Source organism: Allobosea sp. GW823-FHT01F03 (assembly GCF_058798075.1).
This window is the reverse complement of record NZ_CM179505.1, coordinates 3,347,400-3,369,277: the sequence shown is the minus strand read 5'-3', so window position 1 is coordinate 3,369,277 and position 21,878 is coordinate 3,347,400. Positions and strand designations below refer to the sequence as shown.

Below are 21,878 nucleotides of genomic sequence, written 5' to 3'. Positions count from 1 at the left end.
CGAGAAGCCGGTTCCCACGTTTTCGCATCCTGCTCAGGCGCGCCCGAAACGGTCAGCGCGCTCTTCCTCAGAACCGACGGCAAGGTGCTGCTTGGTCTGCGAGCCTCTTGGAAGCGCGCCTGGGCCGATCATTGGGATGCGATCGGCGGACGCGTCGAGGCCGGCGAGGGGCTCGACGAAGCCCTGTTGCGCGAATGCCGCGAGGAGGTCGGGCTCGTGCCGACGGTCTATCGCCTGATGCTCTCGGCTCCCGAATATTTTCCGGAGCGGAACGGCGCGGCGCTGCATCACATCTATGTGGTGTCGGCCTGGGATGGCGGGACGGCCGAGAACCTCACCGACGAGCACAGCGAGATCGGCTGGTTCTCGCTCGACGAGATGGCGGCCCTGCCGAACCTGACGGTGGCCGAGCTGATCGCGGTGGTGCAGGAGTATCGGGCGGCGCCGTAAGGGCGCGTCATGCTCGGGGCTGTTAGTTCCTTCTCCCCTTGTGGGAGAAGGTGCCGGCAGGCGGATGAGGGGTCGCTCAGTACCGGAAAGGTTCGGGAGATGTCGTTCCGAGCGCGTGAGCAGCGTTGCGAAACCCCTCACCCTAACCCTCTCCCGCAAGGGGAGAGGGGATCGGTTGCAGCTTACGCCGGCATCTGCGGCGTCAGCACCTTGCCCTGCGGGAAATCGAAGATCTTGCCGGTCTCCGTCCAGTCGGGCGAGGCCAGCTTGACGAGATGCGGCGCCAGATCCTCCGGCGTCCTCAGGGTCTGCGGGTCCTCGCCCGGCATCGCCTGGGCCCGCATCCGCGTCCGCAGCGGTCCGGGATTGACCAGCATGACGCGCAAGGGAGACGTCGACGTCTCGTTGGCATAGGTGCGCGCCATCGCTTCGACCGCGGCCTTGGAGATCGAATACGGCCCCCAATAGGCCATGCATTTATGCGCGGCGCCCGAGGAGAGCAGGATCACCCGGCCGGCATCGGAGGCCTGCAGTGCCGGCTCGACCGATTTCAGCAGCCGCCAGTTCGCGCTGACGTTGATGTCGAAGACCTGAGCCCATTCCTTGGAGCTGGCATGGGTCAGCGGTGCGAGCGGGCCGAGGATGCCGGCATTGGCCAGCATGATGTCGAGCTTGCCCCAGCGCTGCAGCAGGGCCGGGCCGAGCTTCTCGATCGCGCCGGCATCTGCGAGATCGGCCGGAACCAGCGTGGCGCTGCCGCCGACCGCCCGGATCTCGTCGTCGAGTTCCTCGAGCGCACCGGTCGTACGCGCCAGCGCCACGACATGGGCGCCGGCTTCGGCATAGGCGAGCGCCGCGGCGCGGCCAATCCCGCGCGAGGCTCCGGTGACGAGCGCGACGCGCCCCTGCAAAGGCTTGGTCATGGCAATCCGTCGAAGGTTCAGCCGGCTTCGGCCAGCAGCGACAATTTCTGCTTGGCGCTCTCGCCGACAACATCGGTCAGCGAGGTCGGATAGTCGCCGGTGAAGCAGTGATCGGTGAAGGCGGGCTGGGCCGGATCGCGGCCGGAATGGCCCATGGCGCGATAAAGCCCGTCCACCGAGAGGAAGGCGAGCGAATCGGCGCCGACGAACTGGCGCATCTGCTCAAGCGTATGCGTCGCCGCGAGCAGTTTCTCGCGATCCGGCGTGTCGATGCCGTAATAGTCGGGATGGGTGATCGGTGGCGAGGAGATGCGGAAATGCACCTCGCGCGCGCCGGCCTCGCGCATCATTTTGACGATCTTGAACGAGGTCGTGCCGCGCACGATCGAGTCGTCGACGAGCACGATGCGCTTGCCGGCCACGACGCTGCGATTGGCCGAGTGCTTCAGGCGCACGCCGAGCTCGCGGACCTTCTGGGTCGGCTCGATGAAGGTGCGCCCGACATAATGGTTGCGGATGATGCCGAGCTCGAACGGGATGCCGCTCGCCTGGGCGAAGCCCAGCGCGGCAGGAACGCCGGAATCCGGCACCGGCACGATCACGTCGGCATCGGCCGGCGCTTCGGCGGCGAGCTGGGCGCCCATCGCCTTGCGGCGCTCATAGATGCTCTGGCCCTTCACGACCGAATCCGGCCTGGCGAAGTAGATGTATTCGAAGATGCAGGGCCGTTCCGCCGCCGGCGGGAAGGGCTTGTGGCTCTCGATGCCCTGCTCGGAGATGACGACGACCTCGCCATTCTCGACCTCGCGCACGAACTTCGCGCCGATGATGTCGAGCGCGCAGGTCTCGGAGGCGAGGATCGGGCAGCCGTCGAGCTCACCGAGGACCAGCGGCCGGATGCCGAGCGGATCGCGCACGCCGATCAGCTTCTTGTTGGTGATGCCGACGAAGGCATAGGCGCCCTCGATCTGGCGGATCGCCTCGACCAGCCGGTCGATGAAACGCGTCTTGCGGCTGCGCGCCACCAGATGCAGCAGCACCTCGGTGTCCGAGGTCGACTGGTAGATCGCGCCGTCGCGGACGAGATTGCGCCGCAGCGTCAGCGCATTGGTGAGATTGCCGTTATGGGCGACCGCGAAGCCGCCGCCATGCAGCTCGGAAAACAGCGGCTGAACATTGCGCAGAATGGTCTCGCCGGTGGTCGAATAGCGCACATGGCCGATCGCCTGCGTGCCCTTGAGCTTGTCGATGACGCCGGCATCCGAGAAGGCGTCGCCGACAAGGCCGAGCCGGCGCTCGGAATGGAAGCGCTTGCCGTCGAAGGAGACGATGCCGGCCGCCTCCTGCCCGCGGTGCTGCAGCGCATGCAGCCCGAGCGCGGTCAGCGCTGCCGCATCGGCATGTCCGAAAATGCCGAAGACGCCGCACTCCTCGCGCAGGCGGTCGGCATTCGGGTCGAACGCAGCCTCGCAATCGCGGATCTGGCTCATCTGTGGCTCCATCGGGATGGCTCTCCACTCAGGGGCGCGCTGCGGCGGCCCCGGTGCTTCCTGTTGCGCCGGTGGAATCGATCACGCGCTGCAGGGCCTGACGGTCCGGCGCGCCGGGGGCCTGCGTACGACGTTGCGGATCGGTCGAAGGCGTGCCCGCGGGCGGGGTGCGCGGCTCCTCGGCCGGCGCCTCGGTCGGTTCACCGCCGGTCTTGGGCTGCAGCAGCTTCTTGATGAATTCGGAGTCGATGTCCTGCGGCAACATGGTCAGCAGGCTGCGCCCGGTCTCCTCGAGAATCGGCTTCGAGCGGGAATCGCGCGCCCAGGCCGGCTGCATCTTCTCGGGCACCAGGGCGGTGAAGAAGAGGTAGCCGACGACGGCCAGGAGCAGGCCGCGCCCGGCGCCGAAGACGAAGCCGAGCGTACGGTCGAGCGCGCCGATGCGCGAATCGAGCACGAAATCCGAGATCCGCGCCGTGATCAGCGAGACGATGATCAGCGTCGCCAGGAACAGGCCGGCGATCACCACGACCAGCGCCACCGTCTTGTTCGGGATATGCTGCTGGGCGATCGGCAGAAGCTGCGGGTGGAACACCCAGGCGATGATCGCAGCGGCCGCCCAGGAGGCGATCGCCAGCACCTCGCGGGTAAGGCCGCGAACGGCCGCCAGCAAAGCAGAAACGAGAACCACGCCGATGACGACGAGATCGAGAAGGGTCACAGGCATGTCAGGGCCGCTTCGCTGAAAATTCGGGTCCAGCCCGCTGGAGATGGGGAGGCCAGGCGGATTTTGCTATACAAGTTCAAGCCTCGCGCGTCACCCATGCAGTCGGCTCATTTTGCACTGCGAGAACCGGCCCGGATCAGGCCGCCCGGCCTGATCGCTGAATCCGTCTCTCCGCCTCCGGATCAAGGCCGTTCTATTGCTCGGCTTGCCGGGCACGCTGACCGGAACGAGCACGCGGCGCGGTCGCGGCAATCTCGGCGACGAGCTCGCCGACATGGCTGATCCGTTTGAGCCCGAGCCCGCCGCCATCGCCCGATTCGGCCCCGCCGACGGCCATGACCGCGCTGCCGAAGCCGAGCTTGGCGGCTTCGCGCAGCCGGGCCGCCGAAACCGAGACCGGGCGGATGGCGCCCGAAAGTGCGATCTCGCCGAAATAGACCGAGCCTGCCGGCAGCACCGCGCCGGTCAGCGACGAGACCAGTGCCGCCGCGACCGCGAGATCGGCGGCCGGCTCGGCGACCCGCAGCCCGCCGGCGACGTTGAGATAGATGTCGTGCTGGCCGAGCTTCAGCCCGCCATGCGTTTCCAGCACGGCCAGGACCATGGCGAGGCGGCTGTTCTCCCAGCCCACGACAGCACGCCGCGGCGTGCCTAGCGCGGTTGGCGCCACCAGGGCCTGGATCTCGACCAGCACTGGCCTCGTGCCCTCGACGCTGGCGAGCACGGCGGCGCCCGGCGCGCCCTGGTCGCGGCCGGTCAGGAACAGGGCCGAGGGATTGCCGACCTCGGAAAGTCCCTGACCGGTCATCTCGAAGACGCCGATCTCGTCGGTAGCCCCGAAACGGTTCTTCTGGCCGCGCAGGATGCGGAAGGCATGCGCGCCTTCACCCTCGAAGGAAAGCACCGCGTCGACCATGTGCTCGACGACGCGCGGGCCGGCGATCTGTCCGTCCTTGGTGACATGGCCGACCAGGATCAGGCAGGCGCCCGAGGTCTTGGCATAGCGGATCAGCGCCTGGGCCGAGCCCCGGACCTGCGTCACCGTGCCGGGCGCGCTCTCGACCTCGCCCGACCACATGGTCTGGATCGAGTCGATCACCACCAGGGCAGGGCGCTCGCCCTGGCCGAGCGTCGCGATGATGTCCTCGACATTGGTCTCGGCCGCGAGATCGACCGGCGCCTCGGCGAGGCCCATGCGCTGCGCGCGCAGCCGAACTTGGCTGGTCGATTCCTCGCCGGAGACATAGACGACGCGGCGCCCGGTCAGCGCCATGGCGGCGCAGGCCTGCATCAGCAGCGTCGACTTGCCGATGCCGGGATCGCCGCCGATCAGCAGGACCGAGCCCGGAACGAAGCCACCGCCGGCGACGCGGTCGAGCTCGCCGATGCCGGAGACGATGCGCGGCGCATCCTGCGTCTCGCCCTTCAGGCTCTCCAATGCGAAGACGCGGCCGCGTGCCCTGCCGCCGCCGCTGGTCCTGCCGCCGCCGGGCACCGGGGCGGGCTGCGCCTCCTCGGACAGCGACGACCAGGTGCCGCAGGCATCGCATTTGCCCTGCCAGCGATGATAGACCGCGCCGCAGGCTTGGCACGCATAGGTCGGACCGCGCTTGGCCATTACGGCCTAGAGCCCGACATAGCGCCGGGCATGGCGCCGCCCGAGGCTGGTCAGGACTTCGTAGCCGATGGTCTTGGCGCCGGCGCCGACCGCTTCGAGATCGAGCTCGCCACCGATCAGCGTGACGGGCGCGCCGCGTACCGCTGCACCGGCCGGGGCATGCGTGACGTCGACGATGATCAAATCCATCGAGACGGTGCCCACGAAGGGGCAGCGCAGCCCGCCGACCAGGGCAGAGCCGCCGGGCGAAGCATCGGTCCAGCTCGCATTGCGCGGATAGCCGTCGGCATAGCCGAGGCTGATCGTCGCGAGCCTGCGCCGGCCTTGGGCGGTCCAGCGGCCGTTATAGCCGACCTGGGTGCCGGCTGCGACCTCGCGGACCTGCAGGATGCGGGCTTCCAGCCCGACGACAGGCTGCATCGGGTTCGGCCGGCCGGGAGTCGGGTTGCCGCCATAGAGCGCATAGCCCGGCCGGGTGAGCTGGTAGGACGGGCAGTCCGGCAGGAAATGGGCCGACGAATTCTTGAGTGAGGCCGGCACGCCCGGAAACGCCGCCGCGATCTCGGCGAAGGCCGCGATCTGGCGGGCATTGGCCGGGTCGGCGACATCTTCCGAGGAGGCGAAATGGCTCATCACCAGTCCGATCTCGGCCGCGGCGATGACGCCGGAGCGTTCGCGGGCGAGATCGAGCCCTTCGCCGACCCAGAGCCCGAGTCGGTTCATCGCGGTGTCGACATGCAGTGCTGCCGGCCTGACCCTGGCCCCGCCCTGGCGGAAGCCGGCCCATTCCAGCAGCTCCTCATGCGAGCCCAGCACCGGCGAGAGATCGTGCTCGGCATAGGTCGCGCAGCTCTCGGGCGGCAGGCCGTTCAGCACATAAATCGTTGCGTCGCGCGCGACTGCACGGGCGCGGATGCCTTCGGAAAGGTGCGCGACGAAGAAATTCCGGCAACCGGCTGCGGCAAGCGCTGTCACGGCGGGCTCGATGCCGATCCCGTAGGCATCGGCCTTGACCACGGCAGCGGCCTCGGTACCGGCGCGCGCACCGAGGGCGCGCCAATTGGCGACGAGCGCCCCGAGGTCGATCGTCAGAGCGGCGCCGTGGTCGGCGTTCTTCGGCGTGTCGAAGGGGCTCATTCAAGGCGCTCCGGGAGATGGCTCTGGTCGGCCCTGTCGGAGAAGCGCGTCACGTCGGCGTCGAACTGCAGGGCGATGGTTCCGGTCGGGCCGTGGCGCTGCTTGCCGATGATGAGCTCGGCCAGGCCATGGGCCGCTTCCATCTCGATCTGCCATTTGTTGTGCTCTTCGGTGCCGGGGCGCGGCTCCTTGCCCTTCAGATAGTACTCGTCGCGATAGACGAACATCACCACGTCGGCGTCCTGCTCGATCGAACCGGATTCGCGCAGGTCGGAGAGCTGCGGGCGCTTGTCGTCGCGGCTCTCGACCTGGCGTGAGAGCTGGGAGAGCGCCACGATCGGGACCTCGAGTTCCTTGGCCAGCGCCTTCAGGCTGGTGGTGATCTCGGTCAGCTCCTGCACGCGGTTCTGGCTGTTCTTCGAGGAGCCGGCGAGGAGCTGGAGATAGTCGATGAACAGGACGTCGAGCCCCTTCTGGCGCTTCAGCCGCCGGGCGCGGGCCATCAGCTGGGCGATCGAGATACCGCCGGTCTGGTCGATATAGAGCGGCAGCTTCTCGATCTGCGCCGCGACGTCGCTGAGCCTGGCGAACTCGGCCTCGGTAAGGCGGCCCTGCCTGATCTTGTAGGAGGAAATGCTGGCCTGCTCGGCGACGATGCGGGTCGCGAGCTGATCGGCCGACATTTCGAGCGAGAAGAAGCCGACAATGCCGCCATCGACGGATTTGAGCTCGCCGTTCTCCTGGCGCTCGGCCCGCCAGGCCTTGGCGATATTGAAGGCGATGTTGGTGGCGAGCGAGGTCTTGCCCATGGCGGGGCGCCCGGCGAGCACGATCAGGTCGGAGCGCTGCAGGCCGCCCATGCGCTGGTCGAGATCGCGCAGGCCCGAGGAAATGCCGGAGAGGCCGCCGGCGCGCTGAAAGGCGCTGGCCGCCATGTCGATGGCGAGCCGCATCGCCTGGTCGAATTTCTGGAAGCCGCCTTCATAGCGGCCCTTTTCCGCCAATTCGTAGAGCTTGCGCTCGGCATCCTCGATCTGCTCGCGCGGCGCCATGTCGACGGGCGCGTCATAGGCGACGTTGACCAGTTCCTCGCCGACACCGATCAGCTGTCGCCGGATGGCGAGGTCGTAGATGGTGCGGCCATAGTCCTGGGCGTTGATGACGGTGGTGGCTTCGGCCGCCAGCCGCGCCAGATATTGCGAGGCGGTGATCCCGCCGAGGTCGAGCTCGCCGACATAGGTCTTCAGCGTGATCGGAGTCGCGATCTTGCCGGCGCGAATCAGCCCCGACATCAGCTCATAGATGCGCCGGTGCAATTCCTCGAAGAAGTGCTCGGGCAGCAGGAAGTCGGAGACCCGGTAGAAGGCATCGTTATTGACCAGGATCGCGCCCAGCAGCGCCTGCTCGGCCTCGATATTGTGAGGTTGGACGCGGAAATGCGCCTCGTTGTTGTCGAGGCGGGCGATGAGGGCGGTGGCGCTGGACATGGCCTTGGATAAGTCAGAGTCGCGGGGTCATGAACCTGAACGAAATAGGAACATTGCGAATACCGAAAACCGTGCCCGCTGTCCACAGCGCCAACGAAAAGGGCGCCGTGTTGCCACGGCGCCCATTGACTCCGGACTGGGCCGGAAAGGCGATCAGCGATCGTCGTCTTCGCCGGCCTCGGCCAGCGCAGCGCCGACCTCGAGGCCGAGATCGTCGAGGTCGAAGGCCTCGCGGGCGGTGACGTCCTCGCCGCGCACCTGGCGCTCCGCCTCTTCGGCCGAACGGGCGATGTTGACGGTGACGGTGACCGAGACTTCCGGATGCAGCACGACCGGGACGCTGTGCAGGCCGAGGGTCTTGATCGGGGTGTTCAGGGTGATCTGGCCGCGGTCGACCGAGAAGCCGTCACTCTTCAGCGCTTCGGCGATGTCGCGGGTCGAAACCGAGCCGTAGAGCACGCCGGACTCGCCCGACTGGCGCAGCATCACCACCGAATGCCCGTCGAGCGACTCGGCGACCGTATCGGCTTCGTGCTTGAGCTCGAGGTTGCGGGTCTCGAGTTCGACGCGCTGGTTCTCGAAGCGCTTCTTGTTCTCTTCGGTGGCGCGCAGGGCCTTGCCGCGAGCGAGCAGGTAGTTGCGGCCGTAGCCGTCGCGCACGCGCACGGTCTCGCCCATCTGGCCGAGCTTGGCGACGCGTTCGAGCAGGATGACTTCCATGGTTCTTCTCCTTGATGTTTCGTCGAGAGGTCGATGTCAGGCGGTAGGCGGCGTCGACGATCCGCGCCGGCGCAAGTCGATCAGCGCGTCGGCGATGCCGAGCAGCGCGAGGAAGGGGAACACCGTGATCAGCATGACCAGCAGCGCCAGATAGACCGCGAACAGGGTCGGCATCCGCCAGGCCTTGCCGCGGCTGAGATCGTGCACCGCCGCCAGGCCGGCCAGGCCGAAGGCCGCGATCAGCGCGCCGGTGACGGCCGCGCCGGCCAGGCCGACGAAGCCGCCCATCAGGCTCACCACGAAGCCGGCGATGAGCGCCGCGACCGCCTTGGCGGGCAGGCGGGTCGCCGGAATTAAGGGCCAGGGCCGCGGCAGCCGCCCGGAAAGCTGCACCGCCTTCGCCGCCAGCCAGAGATTGGCGACGATCATCGGAACGAAGGAGGCGCCGGCGGCGGCCGGTACGAGCGCCGCGAGGCGGGCGGCGAGGTCGGCGGCGTCGATGCCGTTCGGCAGGCGCACGGAAGGGCCGACGCCCTCGCCGCCGCTGAGCACGAGCTGCAAGCCGCGCGTCATGATGCTGCGATAGGTCTCGTAGTCGGGTGCGATCGCGAGGGCGCCGCCAACCGTCACCAGCGTGGCGACCGCGGCGATCCAGACCAGCAGCCGTCCGAGCGGATACCACTCGCTGGACCCCTCGCCGTCGGTGCGCGCCAGCAAAGCGAGATAGGCGATCCACCAGGCCGGCAAGGCGGCGCCGATGGCGAAGGCGAGGCCGAGCGGCACTTTCAGCACGACCGCGACTGCGGCGGTGCCGCAAGCCGTCGCGACCAGCCCGGCCCGATGGTTCCAGCCGAGCGCGGCGATGAAGACCGGAAGCGGCGCGACATAGGACAACAGCAGCGCCAGCGGCGATCCGGTGATCACCACTGTGAACAAAAGGGCTGAAACCAGCCCCGCGCCGATGCCGACGATGGGTAGCATGTCCGTCCTGCTGTCCCGCTGCTCTCGCGCGCTTTCCGTCAGATCGGAACAGGCTCGCGGCAGGGTGAGAGGGCTTTTCGCCTCAACATACCCGGAGGGGTTTCACCGCCGGGCGACCAGTAGTTCATCAGTTTGGCAGACCGGTGGCGCCGAGGCGCCACCGGGAGATGTTCAGCCGCTCAGCGGATGACGTAGGGCAGCAGGCCGAGGAAGCGGGCGCGCTTGATCGCCTGGGCGAGCTCGCGCTGCTTCTTGGCCGAGACGGCCGTGATGCGCGACGGCACGATCTTGCCGCGCTCGGAGATGTAGCGCGAGAGCAGACGCACGTCCTTGTAGTCGATCTTCGGAGCGCCTTCGCCCGAGAACGGGCAGGACTTGCGGCGGCGGAAGAAGGGGCGGCGGGCGCCGGCAGATGCGGTCGACATGGATCAGGCCTCCCCGGCGGGGGTTTCGGTGGCTTCGTCTTCGCGGCGCGGACGTTCGCGGCGCGGGCCGCGGTCGAAACGGTCGCCGCCCGGACCGCCACGGTCGAAACGGTCGCCGCGCTCGTCACGGTCACGCTTCTGGAGCATGACCGACTGGCCGTCCTCGAGCGCCTCGACGCGGATGGTCATGAAGCGCAGCACGTCTTCGTTGATGCGCATCTGGCGCTCCATCTCGGCCACGGCGGCCGGCGGGGCGTCGATGTTCAGCAGCGAATAATGCGCCTTGCGGTTCTTCTTGATGCGGTAGCCGAGGGACTTGACGCCCCAGTACTCGACCTTGGCGACCGAGCCGCCATTCGCCTCGAGGATCCCCTTGAACTGTTCGACAAGGGCCTCGACCTGCTGCGCGCTGACATCTTGTCGCGCGAGCAGAACATGCTCGTACAATGCCATGAGTGGCCTTCCTTCTTTCACCTGCTTCGTCCGGCGCGGAGCCCTTCGAGCCCTGGATAAGGCCCGACAGGATTTCATCGAAGGCGGAGACACGGGATGGTGGCTGCCCGGAAGAGCAGCCGAGCGGAGCGGTTCCGGAAGGGAGCGCTCCGCCATCCGTTCAGCCTCCGGCCGAACAAGCAAGGGGCTCGTTACAGGCAGATGGCGCTTTACGCAAGCCGAAAACACCGCAAAATAGCCGCGCAAGTCGAGTTTTGGCCCGTCCGAGCCTTGACTTGGCTGCCCACCGGGTGCGACTGCGCCGCGCAACGTTAACCAGGCGCGATCTTCAGGACCAGCAGGACATGGCGACGGCTTTCATCTTTCCAGGGCAAGGTTCACAGGCGGTCGGCATGGGCAAGAGCCTTGCCGAGGCCTTTCCGGTGGCCCGCGCCGTTTTCGACGAGGTCGACGCAGCTTTGGCGCAGAAGCTTTCGGCGCTGATGTGGGAAGGGCCGTCCGAGGAACTCACCCTGACCGCCAACGCTCAGCCCGCGCTGATGGCGGTGAGTCTGGCCGCGATCCGGGTGCTCGAGGCCGAGGCCGGCCTCTCGCTGGCGCGCGACGCGACCTTCGTAGCCGGGCATTCGCTCGGCGAGTATTCGGCGCTGGCGGCGGCCGGCACTTTCTCGATCTCCGATGCGGCACGCCTGCTGCGCATTCGCGGCGACGCGATGCAGAAGGCCGTCCCGGCGGGTGAGGGGGCGATGGCCGCCCTGCTCGGCGTCGATCTGGATCAGGCCCGTTCCATCGCTGCCGATGCCGCCGAGGGGCAGGTCTGCGAGGCAGCCAATGATAATGGCGGCGGCCAGGTCGTGCTCTCCGGAGCCAGGGCTGCCGTCGAGCGTGCCATCGCGCTCGCTGGCGAGCGAGGCGTGCGCCGCGCCATGCTGCTTCCGGTGTCGGCGCCCTTCCATTGCGCGCTGATGCAGCCGGCAGCCGAGGCGATGCAGGCCGCCCTGGCGGAGGTCGCGATGGCGGCGCCGGTTGTGCCCGTGATGGCCAATGTCGGGGCGGCGCCGCTTTCCGATCCCGCCGCGATTCGCGCTTCGCTGGTGGCGCAGGTCACCGGCACGGTGCGCTGGCGCGAATGCGTCGAGGCCATGGCCGCGGCCGGCGTGACGCAATTCTTCGAGGTCGGCTCCGGCAAGGTCCTCGCCGGGTTGGTCAAGCGCATCGCAGCGGGGGCTGCCGCCTCTTCGATCGGCTCGCCTGACGATGTCGCGAGCTACAAGGCCCAGCGGGGCGTCTAGGACTGTTGCGACGATGAGGGCCGGCTCCTCGCATGGGCCGGCCGACATGACGGCAGAATGCCGAAAAGGAGGAAGAATGCTTGATCTGACCGGGAAGAAGGCGCTGGTGACCGGCGCCACCGGCGGGCTCGGCGGTGCCATCGCCCGGCGGCTGCACGCGCAGGGCGCGGCCGTCGCCTTGTCGGGGACCCGGGTCGAGGCGCTGGAGGCCCTGGCGAAGGAACTGGGCGAGCGCGTCGAGATCGCGCCCTGCAATCTCGCCGATCGCGATTCGGTCGAAGCCCTCGTGCCGGCGGCCGAAGCCAAGCTCGGCGGCCTCGACATTCTCGTCAACAATGCCGGCGTCACGCGCGACAATCTGTTCATGCGCCTGAAGGACGAGGACTGGGATCTGGTGCTCGCGGTCAACCTGACCGCCGCCTTCCGGCTCTCGCGTGCCGCGGTGAAGAGCATGATGCGCCGGCGCTATGGCCGCATCGTCTCGATCGGCTCGGTGGTCGGCACCTCCGGCAATCCCGGCCAGGGCAATTACGCGGCGTCGAAGGCCGGGCTGATCGGCATGTCGAAGTCGCTGGCCTCCGAGGTGGCCAGCCGGAACATCACCGTCAACGTCGTCGCGCCCGGTTTCATCGAGTCGCCGATGACCGAGGTGCTGAACGAGAAGCAGCGCGAGAGCATCCTCGCCGACGTGCCGATGGGGCGTTTGGGTGTGGGTGACGATGTCGCCGCGGCGGTGGCCTATCTGGCGAGCTCCGAAGCCGGCTACGTCACCGGCCAGACTATCCATGTCAACGGCGGAATGGCAATGATCTGAGTGGGTTGCGATGGTTTTCCGGAACGTTTCGATGCTTCTGGAGAACTCTCGCCAGCCTATTACGAGTGTGTTAACTACCCAGCCGGCGGCGCGACGATCGCCAGCCGGGGGGCTTGACGCCAACCCGGTTGTTGCGTTTGTGCAGCCATGAACACCCGACCGGCGCCCGCGGAGGCGCGAGGGCCGGCCGGGAAACCGATTTCAACGACGCGTCGCTGTCAGCGGTGTGTTTTCAAGGTTTGAGGATAGACCCATGAGCGATGTCGCCGAGCGCGTGAAGAAGATCGTGATCGAGCACCTCGGCGTCGACGCCGACAAGGTCGTCGAAGGCGCCAACTTCATCGAGGATCTCGGTGCGGACAGCCTCGACACCGTCGAGCTGGTGATGGCGTTCGAGGAAGAGTTCGGCGTCGAGATTCCCGACGATGCCGCCGAGACGATCGTGACGGTCGGCGACGCCGTCAAGTTCCTGTCGAAGTCCGCCTGAGCGGCTCAGAGTCCAGCGCGCGAACCAGCGTCTTGACCGAGCGAGGAATACCGATGCGACGTGTCGTCGTCACCGGACTTGGCATGGTGACCCCGCTTGGCTGCGGGGTCGATGCGACCTGGTCCCGCCTGATCGCGGGCGAGAGCGGCGCCGGCCCGATCACGAGCTTCGATGCTTCGGATCTCCCCGCCCGCATCGCCTGCAACATTCCGCGTGGCGATGGCTCCGCCGGCACCTTCAATCCCGATGATTGGATGGAGTCGAAGGAGCAGCGCAAGGTCGACGACTTCATCGTCTTCGCCATGGCTGCCGCCAGCCAGGCGCTGGACGATTCGGGCTGGAAGCCGGAATCCTACGAAGATCAGATTCGTACCGGTGTCGCCATCGGCTCCGGCATCGGCGGCCTTGGCGGCATCTATGACGGTTCGCTGCTGCTGAAGGAGCGTGGACCGCGCCGTCTCTCGCCCTTTTTCATCCCGGGCCGGTTGAGCAACCTTGCCGCCGGCTATGTCTCGATCGAGCACGGGCTGAAGGGCCCGAATCACGCCGTCGTCACCGCCTGCTCGACCGGAGCGCACGCCATCGGCGATGCGGCCCGCATGGTGGCGCTCGGCGACGCCGAGGTGATGGTCGCCGGCGGCACCGAATCGGCGATCAACCGCCTCGGCATTGCCGGCTTCTGTGCCTGCCGTGCGCTTTCGACCAGTTTCAACGACACGCCCGAAAAGGCTTCCCGGCCCTATGACAAGGACCGTGACGGCTTCGTCATGGGCGAGGGCGCCGGCGTCGTCGTGCTGGAAGAGCTCGAGCACGCGCTTGCCCGCGGAGCCCGGATCTACGCCGAGATCGTCGGCTATGGCATGTCGGGCGATGCCTATCACATCACCTCGCCGTCCGAGGACGGGGACGGGGCATATCGTTGCATGCAGGCGGCGCTGAACCGTGCCGGGCTGCGCGCTTCCGATGTCGACTACATCAACGCCCATGGTACCTCGACGCAGGTCGGCGACGAGATCGAGCTGCGCGCCGTCGAGCGCCTGCTCGCGAACGCGCCGCAACGCCCGGCAATGTCCTCGACGAAGTCGGCGACCGGCCATCTGCTCGGCGCTGCCGGGGCGATCGAGGCGATCTTCTCCATCCTGGCCATTCGTGACCAGGTTGCGCCGCCGACGATCAATCTCGACAATCCCTCGGTCGAGACCGAGATCGATCTCGTGCCGCACAAGGCCAAGCAGCGGAAGATCGACGTCGCGCTGTCCAATTCCTTCGGCTTCGGCGGCACCAACGCATCCCTGGTGATGCGGCGTTTCGTCGACTAAGTCGGGGAAAGCGCGCTTTCGCCATAATTTTCGCTAGCCTGTCGCGACCGCGCTGCCAGACTATCGGGCGCGGCCGAGAGGTCGATTCCATGCCGGCAAAACGGCTCGTGATGTCGGAAGATCAGGCGTAAGCACTATGAATCAGCCGCCCCGCGTTGCGCCGAGGAGCCCAAACGAGGCGTTGAAGCCGGTAGCGCCTCCTTCGCCGCCGCCGAAGGTGCGTCGCCGCCGGCGTTCGCCTTTCATCGCGATGCTCAGCGGGCTGTTCACCGCAGCGCTCGTACTCGCCGGCCTGGTTGGTGGCGGCATCGCCTTCGTCGAGAGCCGCAGCCGTGCGCCGGGCCCGCTCGCCAATGATCGGGTGCTGATCATTCCGAAGGAGAGCGGGCTGACCGAGATCGCCGAGCTGCTCCAGCGCGAGGGGCTGATCGAATATCCCTGGGCTTTCCGCCTCTCCGCGCTGCTGTCGGGTAACTGGACCAAGCTCAAGGCCGGCGAATTCCTGTTCAAGGCCCGCGTCAGCCAGCGCGACATCATCGACATCATTGCCGAGGGCAAGGCGGTCGAGCATTCCGTGACCATTCCCGAGGGCCTGACCAGCGAGCAGATCATCGCCCGCCTGAAGGACAACGAGCTGCTCACCGGCGAGATCATCCAGGTTCCGCGCGAGGGCGCGATGCTGCCGGACACCTACAAGTTCCAGCGCGGCTCGACCCGGCAGGCCATGGTCGATCGGATGACGCGCGACCAGCGCCGCATCCTCAACGATATCTGGGCTCGCCGCCCTGCGGATCTGCCGATCAAGACGCCTCAGGAACTCGTCATCCTGGCCTCGATCGTCGAGAAGGAGACCGGGCGAGCCGATGAGCGCACCCGCGTCGCAGGCGTCTTCATCAACCGGCTCAACCGCAAGATGAAGCTGCAATCCGACCCGACGATCGTCTATGGTCTGGTCGGTGGCAAGGGCACGCTCGGACGCGGCATCCTGCGCACCGAGATCAGCCAGGCGACGCCCTACAACACCTATGTGATCGACGGCCTGCCGCCGGGGCCGATCGCCAATCCCGGCCGCGCCGCGCTCGAGGCCGTGGTCAACCATTCGCGGACCAAGGATCTCTATTTCGTCGCCGACGGCAGCGGCGGCCACGCCTTTGCCGAGAGCTTGGAGCAGCACAACCGCAATGTCGCGCGCTGGCGCCAGGTCGAGGCCGGCCGACGCGAGGCCGGCAAGCCGGCGCCTGAAGCGAGCATCGACAAGGCCGAGCCGCCGCCATCGCCGGACTCGCGCACCGAAGCGCCGGGCGGGGCGCGCTCCCAGTCGGCGCAGGGCGGCGCCGAGGGCACGCGGGCGCGCGCCTTCGACGCGTCCGAGGGGACCGATCGCGACCCGCTCCTCAATCGTAGCTTCGACCTGAACAGTCCCAAGGTCGTACCCGCCCTGCGGCCCTGACCGGGGCTTTCCATTTCTCGCGCTTGTCGTCGTGACAAGCCCTGTCTAGGGTCCGGCCGCATTCGCGGCAGGAATTACGCACCATGGCAATCGAAAGCATGACGGGTTTCGCCCGCGAGGCCGGGACCGTCGCCACCCACGCCTTCGCCTGGGAGGTGCGCAGCGTCAACGGCCGTGGCCTTGATGTCCGCGTTCGCGTGCCACCGGGCTTCGAGCAGTTCTCGGAGGCGGCGCGCAAGCAGATGTCGGCGGCTTTTTCGCGCGGTACGCTGCACGTCAATCTCGCCATCACCAGCGCGGCGGCCCCGGCGCGGCCGCGCATCAACCAGGACGCGCTCGCCGGATTGCTCGATGCCGCCGCCCGGGTGCCGCTGCCGGCCGGCATGGCGCCGGCCTCGCTGGACGGCCTGCTCGCCATTCGCGGCGTCGTCGAGATGGCCGAGGAGGCGGAGGATACCGCTTCGGTGCTCGAGAAGCCGGTCCTGGCGGCGCTGGACCGGTTGGTCGGCTCGCTCAAGCAGGCGCGGCTCGGCGAGGGGCAGGCGCTCGAGAGCGTCCTTGCGGGCCATCTCGGCACCATCGCCCGCTTGACCGGCGAGGCCGAAAGCCACCCGGCCCGCAGCGTCGAGGCGGTGAAGGCTCGGCTCGCCGGCCAGGTCGCGGCCCTGATCGAGGCCAGCCATACGCTCGACCCGCAGCGCCTGCATCAGGAGGCGGCATTGCTCGCCGTCCGAGCCGATATCCGCGAGGAGATCGACCGGCTGCACGCTCATGTCGCCGGCCTGCGCGAACTGCTCGCCCAGGGTGGGCCGATTGGCCGCAAGCTCGATTTCCTGGCGCAGGAGTTCGGTCGCGAATCCTCGACGCTCTGCGCCAAGGCCGGCGATCCCGGCCTGTCGCGCATCGGCCTCGATCTGCGCACGACGGTCGACCAGCTGCGCGAGCAGGTCCAGAACGTGGAATGATGGCGATGGTCGATCTCGTCCGCCCGGCCCGTCGCGGCCTGATGCTGATCCTGTCGTCGCCGTCCGGCGCCGGCAAGTCGACCCTGACGCGCACGCTGTCGCAGAAGGAAACCAATCTCGACCTCTCGGTGTCTGTGACGACGCGGGCGCGGCGCCCCTCCGAGATCGAGGGGGTGCATTATCACTTCATCGAGCGCGAGGTCTTCGACGGCCTGCGCCAGCGCGATGAGCTGCTCGAATCCGCCGAGGTTCACGGCAATGGCTACGGCACACCGCGCAAGCCGGTCGAGGAGGCCCTGAAGGCCGGCCGCGACGTGCTCTTCGACATCGATTACCAGGGCACGCAGCAGATCCTCGAAAAGGCCCGCGAGGACGTCGTGGCGATATTCATCCTGCCGCCTTCCATGGCCGAGCTGCGCTCGCGCCTGGTGCGCCGGGCCGAGGACGCGCCCGAGGTGATCGCCAAGCGCCTCGCCAATGCCCGCGACGAGATCGCGCGCTGGAGCGTCTACGACTACGTCATCATCAATGACGATCTCGGCGCCGCCTATGAATCCGTGCGGGCCATCCTCGTCGCTGAGCGCCTGAAGCGTGCGCGCGCCACCGGCATGGCGAGCTTCGTCGAGCAACTGCTCGACGAACAGACGGCTTGAGGAGCCGGTGGCAGCGCTGATTGCGCCGCTGCCGCTTACAGCGCTTCCGCCAGCGCGTTCGCCAGTCGCACGAAGCCCGAAACCGGGACCTCCTCGGCCCGCGCCGTCGGCGACAGCCCGGCCGCCTCGATGATCGGCGTCGGCTCGGCCAACACCGGTTTCAGGCTCTGCCTGAGCATCTTGCGACGCTGTCCGAAGGCGGCGAGCGTAATGCGCTCGAGCAGGCGCCGGTCGCAGGGCTCGGGCCGTTGCCGCGGGATGAGCTGAACGATCGAGGAGGTGATCTTCGGCGGCGGCACGAAGGCGCTCTTGGGCACGTCGAACAGGATCTTCGCTTCGCAGCGCCAGCCGGTGAGCACCGCCAGGCGGCCATAGGCGGCACGCTGCTCGGGCGTCGCGACGATGCGCTCGGCGACCTCGCGCTGGAACATCAGGGTCAGCGAGCTCCACCAGGACGGCCAGGGCTCGGCGCTGAGCCAGCCGACGAGCAGCGGGGTCCCGATATTATAGGGCAGGTTGGCGACGATGCGCGCCTCCTGGCCGTGCAGCAAGGCCGACAGGTTGACGGCGAGCGCATCGCCGTCGACGACTTCGAGACGCCCGGGATAATGTGCCGCGATCTCGGCCAGCGCCGGCAGGCAGCGCCGGTCGCGCTCGATCGCGATCACGCGCTCGGCGCCGTTCGCCAGCAAGGCCCGTGTCAGTCCGCCTGGGCCGGGGCCGATCTCGACGACGGTCTGCGCGGAGAGCGGCCCTGCGGAGCGTGCGATGCGGCCGGTCAGGTTGAGATCGAACAGGAAGTTCTGCCCGAGCGCCTTCTGCGCCATCAGGCCGTGGCGCTCGACCACCTCGCGCAGCGGCGGCAGCCCGTCCTGGGCGAGGCTTTCGGGCGCGCTCATTTCCGCTGTTTCCTCTCGGCCTCTGCCATCCTGCCGGCGAGCTTGAGGGCCGCGCAAAGACTGTCGGGCCGGGCAATGCCCTTGCCGGCGATGTCGAAGGCGGTGCCATGGTCCGGCGACGTCCGGATGAAGGGCAGGCCGAGCGTGACGTTGACGCCCTCGTCGAAGGCGATCGTCTTGATCGGGATCAGGGCCTGGTCGTGATACATGGCGAGCGCGACGTCATAGCCGGCGCGTGCGCGTGCATGGAACATCGTATCGGCCGGGTAGGGCCCGCTCGCTTCGATGCCGAGCGCACGCAGCTCCGCGACCGCCGGGGCGACCACGGCGTCGTCCTCGCGCCCGAGCGCACCGCCCTCGCCAGCATGCGGATTGAGACCGCTCAGGGCTAGCCGCGGCCGGGTGATGCCGAAGCGTCGAGCCAGATCGGCGGCGACGATCCTGCCGGTCGCGACGATCAGTTCGGTGGTGAGAAGGGCTGGCACCGCCGCGAGCGGGACGTGGATGGTCACGGGAACGACCGCGAGCCCCTCCGACCAGATCATCATCACCGGTTGCGGCACGGTCTTGCCGCCGCGCCCGGCGAGCTCGGCGAGGAATTCGGTGTGGCCGGGGTGGCTGAAGCCCGCGGCATAGAGCACGCTCTTGGCGATCGGATTGGTGACGAGCGCCGCGGCCCAGCCGTCATTCACGGTCGCGACCCCGGCTTCGATCGCCGCGATCACGCCCGCTGCATTGGCCGGGTCGGGTTTGCCCGGTGTCGCAGGGCCCGCACCCGCGATCTCGATGACCGGCAGGGCTTCGTCGAAGATCGCCTCGGCTTCGTCCCAGCCGGCGTTGCGGAGCGGGACTGGCAAGCCGAGCCGATCCGCGACGGCCTGGAGCCCGGTGGCGCTGCCGAGATAGGCGAAGGCCGGCAGGCTCTGCTGCCTGCGCAACAGCCAGGCCATCAGGCTCAGCTCCGGGCCGACCCCGGCAGGATCGCCCTGGGTCAGGGCGAGCAGATGGTTGCGCAAGCGCGGCCTCCCTCCGGAGCGATAGCGAGACCGCGGCTGGCTTCGTCAGTTGCTGGCGACGCCGTCGCCCGCACTGCTCGTGCCGAGATTCTGCGAGTAGCTGACCTCACCCAGCGTGCGCAGCTCCAGCCGGAACATCACGGTCCGGGTGTCGTTCTTCGCGCCCGCCTGCCGGTCGGCATAGGATTGCGAATAGGTCACGTCGAAGATCGTGCACTCATCCTGGTATCTCAGGCCAGCCGACAGCGCGGCCGTCTGCAGCGGTCCGGTCTTCGGGTAGATCGGAGCGGCATAGGACGCCGGGTAGAGCTGGTGCAGCCCATAGGCGTCGCGATAGCGCTCACGGTCATATTTGTACTTGTCGAGGTCGAACAGCACGCTGCCGCGGACGCTCCAGTACTGCGCGAAGCTGAACGACTGGCTCAGGCTGAGGCCCTCGCGGCGCCGCGGAATCCCGAGCTCGGGCTGCGGCTCATAGCGGCTGTAGCCCAGCGTCGTCGAGAAGATGCTGTGCGAGTACGAGGCCGAGGCGTCGATGCGCTGCGCTTCCCAGTTCGACTCGTCGAAGCGCGCGCCGCCCTGGAGCAGCAGGCCCTTGAACGGCTGGTACTGCGCGCGGGCGACATAGTCCGAACGGCGCGTGTCGAGACCCGATTCCAGGCCGGTATTGAGCATGTCGCCGGTGGCGTAGGAGTTGCGCCCACCGAGATGGTAGGACTGGCCGAACAACAGGTTGGCGTAGGAATCCTTGCCGAACGTGCCCGAATAACGCAGGCCGATATTGGCGCGGCTGCCGCCCTCGACGCGGTCATAGCCGGAGAACTTGTTCCACTCGAACAGGTTCGTGTCGTCGAAGACCATGCTCTGCGCATCTTCGTTGGCGATGCGCAGGCTGTTGGTCTCGTTCGGCCGGGCCACGACCTGGGCGACCGGCTCGAGGATATGGGTGCCCCAGGACGTCGTGGCGACGAAGGGATAGCGATAGAGCAGGCCGACGGCCGGCATCGCGCGCCCGAACACCTCGTCCGAGGGGTCGGCGATCGTGGTGACGTGGTAGTTCGTATAGCTCGTCGTGTTCGGATTGATCGAGAACACATCGGCCCGGAGCGAGGCGTAGGGCATCCACACCTGACCAAACGAGTCGGTGAAGTTGCGGCGCCAAGCCACTTCCGCCGTCGCACGCGCAATGTTCCCGGCGAGGCCGCGGATCAGGCAGCTGTCCTTCTGGTAGACCGCGCAGCCATCGAACAGCGAGTATTTCGGCGTGTTGATGAGATAGGTGTTCTGGTTCGGGATCTGCTTGAACGCCGCCGCTTCACGCGACAGATGCGTGATGTTGACGGTGAAGGAGAGCTCGCCGCCGATCATCGAGGGCTTGTGGAGCCGCTTGTTGTAGTCGATCGCGGGCGCCACGATGGGCTGCTGCTTCTGCCAGTCGAGATAGGTCAGCGGCTGGAAATAATAGCCGCGCATGTCGAACCAGGCATTGGCGCTCTGGCCGTTCAGCGCGACCGTCGAGGTCGATTCCTGCAGGAAGCTGCCGCTGGTGATGCTCTCGCTGCGGATCCGGTAGTTCTTGTAGAAATATCGGTCGGTCGAGCCGGCGACATCCCAGCTGAAGGTCCAGCGCGGATTCAGGAAGACCTTGCCGGATGTCTCGATCGAGCCGCGGAACTTGTCGTTGCCGGCGCCGAACGGGCTCGGGAGGAACGCAGCCTTGTCCTGCTGAAAAATGCCCGCGGCGCGGATGTTGTACGAGCCGTTGGAGAAACGGTGGCGCCATTCCGCCTCGCCGAGCAGGCCCTGGCGGGTGAGATAGGTCGGCGTCAGGGTGACGTCGTAATTCGGCGCGAGATTGATGAAATAGGGCAGGCCGACGCCGTAGCCCAGGGCCGAGGTGTTGACGAATTTCGGCGACAGGAAACCGGTCTTGCGCTTAACCGTCGCGTCCGGCCCCGACATGTAGGGGATATAGGCGATCGGGACGCCGGCGAACTCCAGCCGGGCGTCCTCGTAATAGATCATCTGCTCGGATTTCTTGTGGATGATCCGAGCGGCGCGAACCTGCCAGAAGGGTGGCTTTTCCGGATTTTCGGCACAGGGCTCGCAGGCGGTGTAGATTCCCTTGTCGAAGACGAAGACCTCGCCATCCGTGCGCTCGGCGCGCGGTGCGGAGAAGCGCGTCTTGTCGGTGTTCACGACGCGCAGGGAATCGATGAAGCCGTCGCGGAAATCGTCGGTCAGGTTGAAGCGGTCGCCGGTGATGACGGTGCCGTTCGCTTCGGTGATGCGGGCATTGCCGTTCGCGACGACGCGCTTGCTGATCCGGTCGTAGACGACGCGGTCCGCTTCGATGGTGCGGCCCTGGTAGAGAATCTGGACGTCGCCGACGGCCGAGACGGTATTCTTGTCCTTGTCATAGACGAGTTCGCGCGCGTCGACGACCATCCGCTCCTGCGGCTTGGCGGCTTCCTGCGCCCAGACGAGGTCCGGTCCAGCGAAAACCGGCGCGAGCGTCGTCGCCAGCGCGGTCGCTGCAGCAAGGCGCGCAATGCGTCTCACGCCGGGAACC

At 67.6% G+C, this 21,878-nt stretch carries 21 protein-coding genes; 8 read left to right on the top strand and 13 right to left on the bottom strand.

Going from position 1 to position 21,878, the window contains the following annotated elements:
• Window positions 1–84: 84 nt before the first annotated feature.
• A complete protein-coding gene (locus tag AC3RCC_RS16125) occupies window positions 85–450 on the top strand; it encodes an NUDIX hydrolase (RefSeq protein WP_492255893.1) in 366 nt (121 codons plus the stop codon).
• A 182-nt stretch (window positions 451–632) separates the two neighbouring features.
• Here the strand turns inward: AC3RCC_RS16125 and AC3RCC_RS16120 are convergent, their stop codons facing one another.
• From AC3RCC_RS16120 to rpsF, 10 genes are all read right to left on the bottom strand, one after another.
• Window positions 633–1,373: an SDR family NAD(P)-dependent oxidoreductase gene (locus tag AC3RCC_RS16120; protein WP_492255892.1), complete on the bottom strand. Its 741-nt coding sequence runs from the start codon at window positions 1,371–1,373 to the stop codon at window positions 633–635.
• Window positions 1,374–1,390: 17 nt separating this feature from the next.
• Window positions 1,391–2,863 carry an amidophosphoribosyltransferase gene (gene purF / locus AC3RCC_RS16115; protein WP_291640038.1) on the bottom strand — a complete coding sequence of 491 codons (1,473 nt, stop codon included), beginning with the start codon at window positions 2,861–2,863 and terminating at the stop codon, window positions 1,391–1,393.
• Between the two features lie 28 nt (window positions 2,864–2,891).
• Complete coding sequence (locus AC3RCC_RS16110) at window positions 2,892–3,590, bottom strand: CvpA family protein (protein ID WP_291640040.1); 699 nt, start codon at window positions 3,588–3,590, stop codon at window positions 2,892–2,894.
• Between the two features lie 193 nt (window positions 3,591–3,783).
• Window positions 3,784–5,208: a DNA repair protein RadA gene (gene radA, locus AC3RCC_RS16105; RefSeq protein WP_492255891.1), complete on the bottom strand. Its 1,425-nt coding sequence runs from the start codon at window positions 5,206–5,208 to the stop codon at window positions 3,784–3,786.
• A gap of 6 nt (window positions 5,209–5,214) precedes the next feature.
• The gene (alr, locus tag AC3RCC_RS16100) at window positions 5,215–6,345 is read right to left on the bottom strand and encodes an alanine racemase (RefSeq protein ID WP_492255890.1); all 1,131 of its coding nucleotides are present in this window, start codon (window positions 6,343–6,345) and stop codon (window positions 5,215–5,217) included.
• On the bottom strand, window positions 6,342–7,832 hold the full coding sequence (locus AC3RCC_RS16095) for a replicative DNA helicase (protein WP_291640047.1): 1,491 nt from the start codon (window positions 7,830–7,832) through the stop codon (window positions 6,342–6,344). Before AC3RCC_RS16095 ends, alr begins: the two co-directional genes overlap by 4 nt.
• Window positions 7,833–7,985: 153 nt before the next feature.
• Window positions 7,986–8,552, bottom strand: a complete 567-nt coding sequence (gene rplI / locus AC3RCC_RS16090) for a 50S ribosomal protein L9 (protein ID WP_291640049.1) — start codon at window positions 8,550–8,552, stop codon at window positions 7,986–7,988.
• A 36-nt stretch (window positions 8,553–8,588) separates the two neighbouring features.
• The gene (locus tag AC3RCC_RS16085) at window positions 8,589–9,533 is read right to left on the bottom strand and encodes a DUF2232 domain-containing protein (protein WP_492255889.1); all 945 of its coding nucleotides are present in this window, start codon (window positions 9,531–9,533) and stop codon (window positions 8,589–8,591) included.
• A 179-nt stretch (window positions 9,534–9,712) separates the two neighbouring features.
• The gene (rpsR, locus tag AC3RCC_RS16080) at window positions 9,713–9,958 is read right to left on the bottom strand and encodes a 30S ribosomal protein S18 (protein WP_038367644.1); all 246 of its coding nucleotides are present in this window, start codon (window positions 9,956–9,958) and stop codon (window positions 9,713–9,715) included.
• A 3-nt stretch (window positions 9,959–9,961) separates the two neighbouring features.
• Complete coding sequence (rpsF, locus tag AC3RCC_RS16075) at window positions 9,962–10,411, bottom strand: 30S ribosomal protein S6 (protein ID WP_291640053.1); 450 nt, start codon at window positions 10,409–10,411, stop codon at window positions 9,962–9,964.
• Between the two features lie 344 nt (window positions 10,412–10,755).
• Here rpsF and fabD point away from each other — a divergent pair, with 344 nt between their 5' ends.
• From fabD to gmk, 7 genes are all read left to right on the top strand, one after another.
• On the top strand, window positions 10,756–11,703 hold the full coding sequence (fabD, locus tag AC3RCC_RS16070; protein WP_492255888.1) for an ACP S-malonyltransferase: 948 nt from the start codon (window positions 10,756–10,758) through the stop codon (window positions 11,701–11,703).
• A 76-nt stretch (window positions 11,704–11,779) separates the two neighbouring features.
• Entirely contained in the window at window positions 11,780–12,517 is a 738-nt protein-coding gene (gene fabG / locus AC3RCC_RS16065; RefSeq protein WP_291640057.1) for a 3-oxoacyl-[acyl-carrier-protein] reductase, read from the top strand.
• Between the two features lie 253 nt (window positions 12,518–12,770).
• Window positions 12,771–13,004 (top strand): acyl carrier protein, encoded by a 234-nt coding sequence (locus AC3RCC_RS16060; protein WP_066468900.1) that lies wholly within the window; start codon window positions 12,771–12,773, stop codon window positions 13,002–13,004.
• Window positions 13,005–13,057: 53 nt separating this feature from the next.
• A complete protein-coding gene (gene fabF, locus AC3RCC_RS16055) occupies window positions 13,058–14,323 on the top strand; it encodes a beta-ketoacyl-ACP synthase II (protein ID WP_452116320.1) in 1,266 nt (421 codons plus the stop codon).
• 136 nt (window positions 14,324–14,459) lie between these two features.
• A complete protein-coding gene (mltG, locus tag AC3RCC_RS16050; RefSeq protein WP_492255887.1) occupies window positions 14,460–15,773 on the top strand; it encodes an endolytic transglycosylase MltG in 1,314 nt (437 codons plus the stop codon).
• 83 nt (window positions 15,774–15,856) lie between these two features.
• The gene (locus tag AC3RCC_RS16045; protein ID WP_492255886.1) at window positions 15,857–16,738 is read left to right on the top strand and encodes a YicC/YloC family endoribonuclease; all 882 of its coding nucleotides are present in this window, start codon (window positions 15,857–15,859) and stop codon (window positions 16,736–16,738) included.
• Window positions 16,738–17,391, top strand: coding sequence for a guanylate kinase (gene gmk / locus AC3RCC_RS16040; protein WP_452116317.1), 654 nt, complete (start codon window positions 16,738–16,740; stop codon window positions 17,389–17,391). The genes AC3RCC_RS16045 and gmk overlap by 1 nt, the downstream gene beginning before the upstream one ends.
• A gap of 35 nt (window positions 17,392–17,426) precedes the next feature.
• On the opposite strand, the gene rsmA is transcribed toward gmk, so the two are convergent.
• The 3 genes from rsmA to AC3RCC_RS16025 are packed head-to-tail and all read right to left on the bottom strand — an operon-like array spanning window position 17,427 to window position 21,868.
• Window positions 17,427–18,290 (bottom strand): 16S rRNA (adenine(1518)-N(6)/adenine(1519)-N(6))-dimethyltransferase RsmA, encoded by an 864-nt coding sequence (gene rsmA / locus AC3RCC_RS16035; RefSeq protein ID WP_492255885.1) that lies wholly within the window; start codon window positions 18,288–18,290, stop codon window positions 17,427–17,429.
• Window positions 18,287–19,306 (bottom strand): 4-hydroxythreonine-4-phosphate dehydrogenase PdxA, encoded by a 1,020-nt coding sequence (gene pdxA, locus AC3RCC_RS16030; RefSeq protein ID WP_492255884.1) that lies wholly within the window; start codon window positions 19,304–19,306, stop codon window positions 18,287–18,289. The genes rsmA and pdxA overlap by 4 nt, the downstream gene beginning before the upstream one ends.
• 45 nt (window positions 19,307–19,351) lie before the next feature.
• A complete protein-coding gene (locus AC3RCC_RS16025) occupies window positions 19,352–21,868 on the bottom strand; it encodes an LPS-assembly protein LptD (RefSeq protein WP_291640074.1) in 2,517 nt (838 codons plus the stop codon).
• Window positions 21,869–21,878 lie beyond the last annotated feature (10 nt).

Coding starts and splice junctions, on each gene's coding strand:
- AC3RCC_RS16120 (WP_492255892.1), bottom strand. CDS start 1,373: ATGACCAAGCCTTTGCAGGGGCGCGTCGCGCTCGTCACCGGAGCCTCG.
- purF (WP_291640038.1), bottom strand. CDS start 2,863: ATGAGCCAGATCCGCGATTGCGAGGCTGCGTTCGACCCGAATGCCGAC.
- AC3RCC_RS16110 (WP_291640040.1), bottom strand. CDS start 3,590: ATGCCTGTGACCCTTCTCGATCTCGTCGTCATCGGCGTGGTTCTCGTT.
- radA (WP_492255891.1), bottom strand. CDS start 5,208: ATGGCCAAGCGCGGTCCGACCTATGCGTGCCAAGCCTGCGGCGCGGTC.
- alr (WP_492255890.1), bottom strand. CDS start 6,345: ATGAGCCCCTTCGACACGCCGAAGAACGCCGACCACGGCGCCGCTCTG.
- AC3RCC_RS16095 (WP_291640047.1), bottom strand. CDS start 7,832: ATGTCCAGCGCCACCGCCCTCATCGCCCGCCTCGACAACAACGAGGCG.
- rplI (WP_291640049.1), bottom strand. CDS start 8,552: ATGGAAGTCATCCTGCTCGAACGCGTCGCCAAGCTCGGCCAGATGGGC.
- AC3RCC_RS16085 (WP_492255889.1), bottom strand. CDS start 9,533: ATGCTACCCATCGTCGGCATCGGCGCGGGGCTGGTTTCAGCCCTTTTG.
- rpsR (WP_038367644.1), bottom strand. CDS start 9,958: ATGTCGACCGCATCTGCCGGCGCCCGCCGCCCCTTCTTCCGCCGCCGC.
- rpsF (WP_291640053.1), bottom strand. CDS start 10,411: ATGGCATTGTACGAGCATGTTCTGCTCGCGCGACAAGATGTCAGCGCG.
- fabD (WP_492255888.1), top strand. CDS start 10,756: ATGGCGACGGCTTTCATCTTTCCAGGGCAAGGTTCACAGGCGGTCGGC.
- fabG (WP_291640057.1), top strand. CDS start 11,780: ATGCTTGATCTGACCGGGAAGAAGGCGCTGGTGACCGGCGCCACCGGC.
- AC3RCC_RS16060 (WP_066468900.1), top strand. CDS start 12,771: ATGAGCGATGTCGCCGAGCGCGTGAAGAAGATCGTGATCGAGCACCTC.
- fabF (WP_452116320.1), top strand. CDS start 13,058: ATGCGACGTGTCGTCGTCACCGGACTTGGCATGGTGACCCCGCTTGGC.
- mltG (WP_492255887.1), top strand. CDS start 14,460: ATGAATCAGCCGCCCCGCGTTGCGCCGAGGAGCCCAAACGAGGCGTTG.
- AC3RCC_RS16045 (WP_492255886.1), top strand. CDS start 15,857: ATGGCAATCGAAAGCATGACGGGTTTCGCCCGCGAGGCCGGGACCGTC.
- gmk (WP_452116317.1), top strand. CDS start 16,738: ATGGCGATGGTCGATCTCGTCCGCCCGGCCCGTCGCGGCCTGATGCTG.
- rsmA (WP_492255885.1), bottom strand. CDS start 18,290: ATGAGCGCGCCCGAAAGCCTCGCCCAGGACGGGCTGCCGCCGCTGCGC.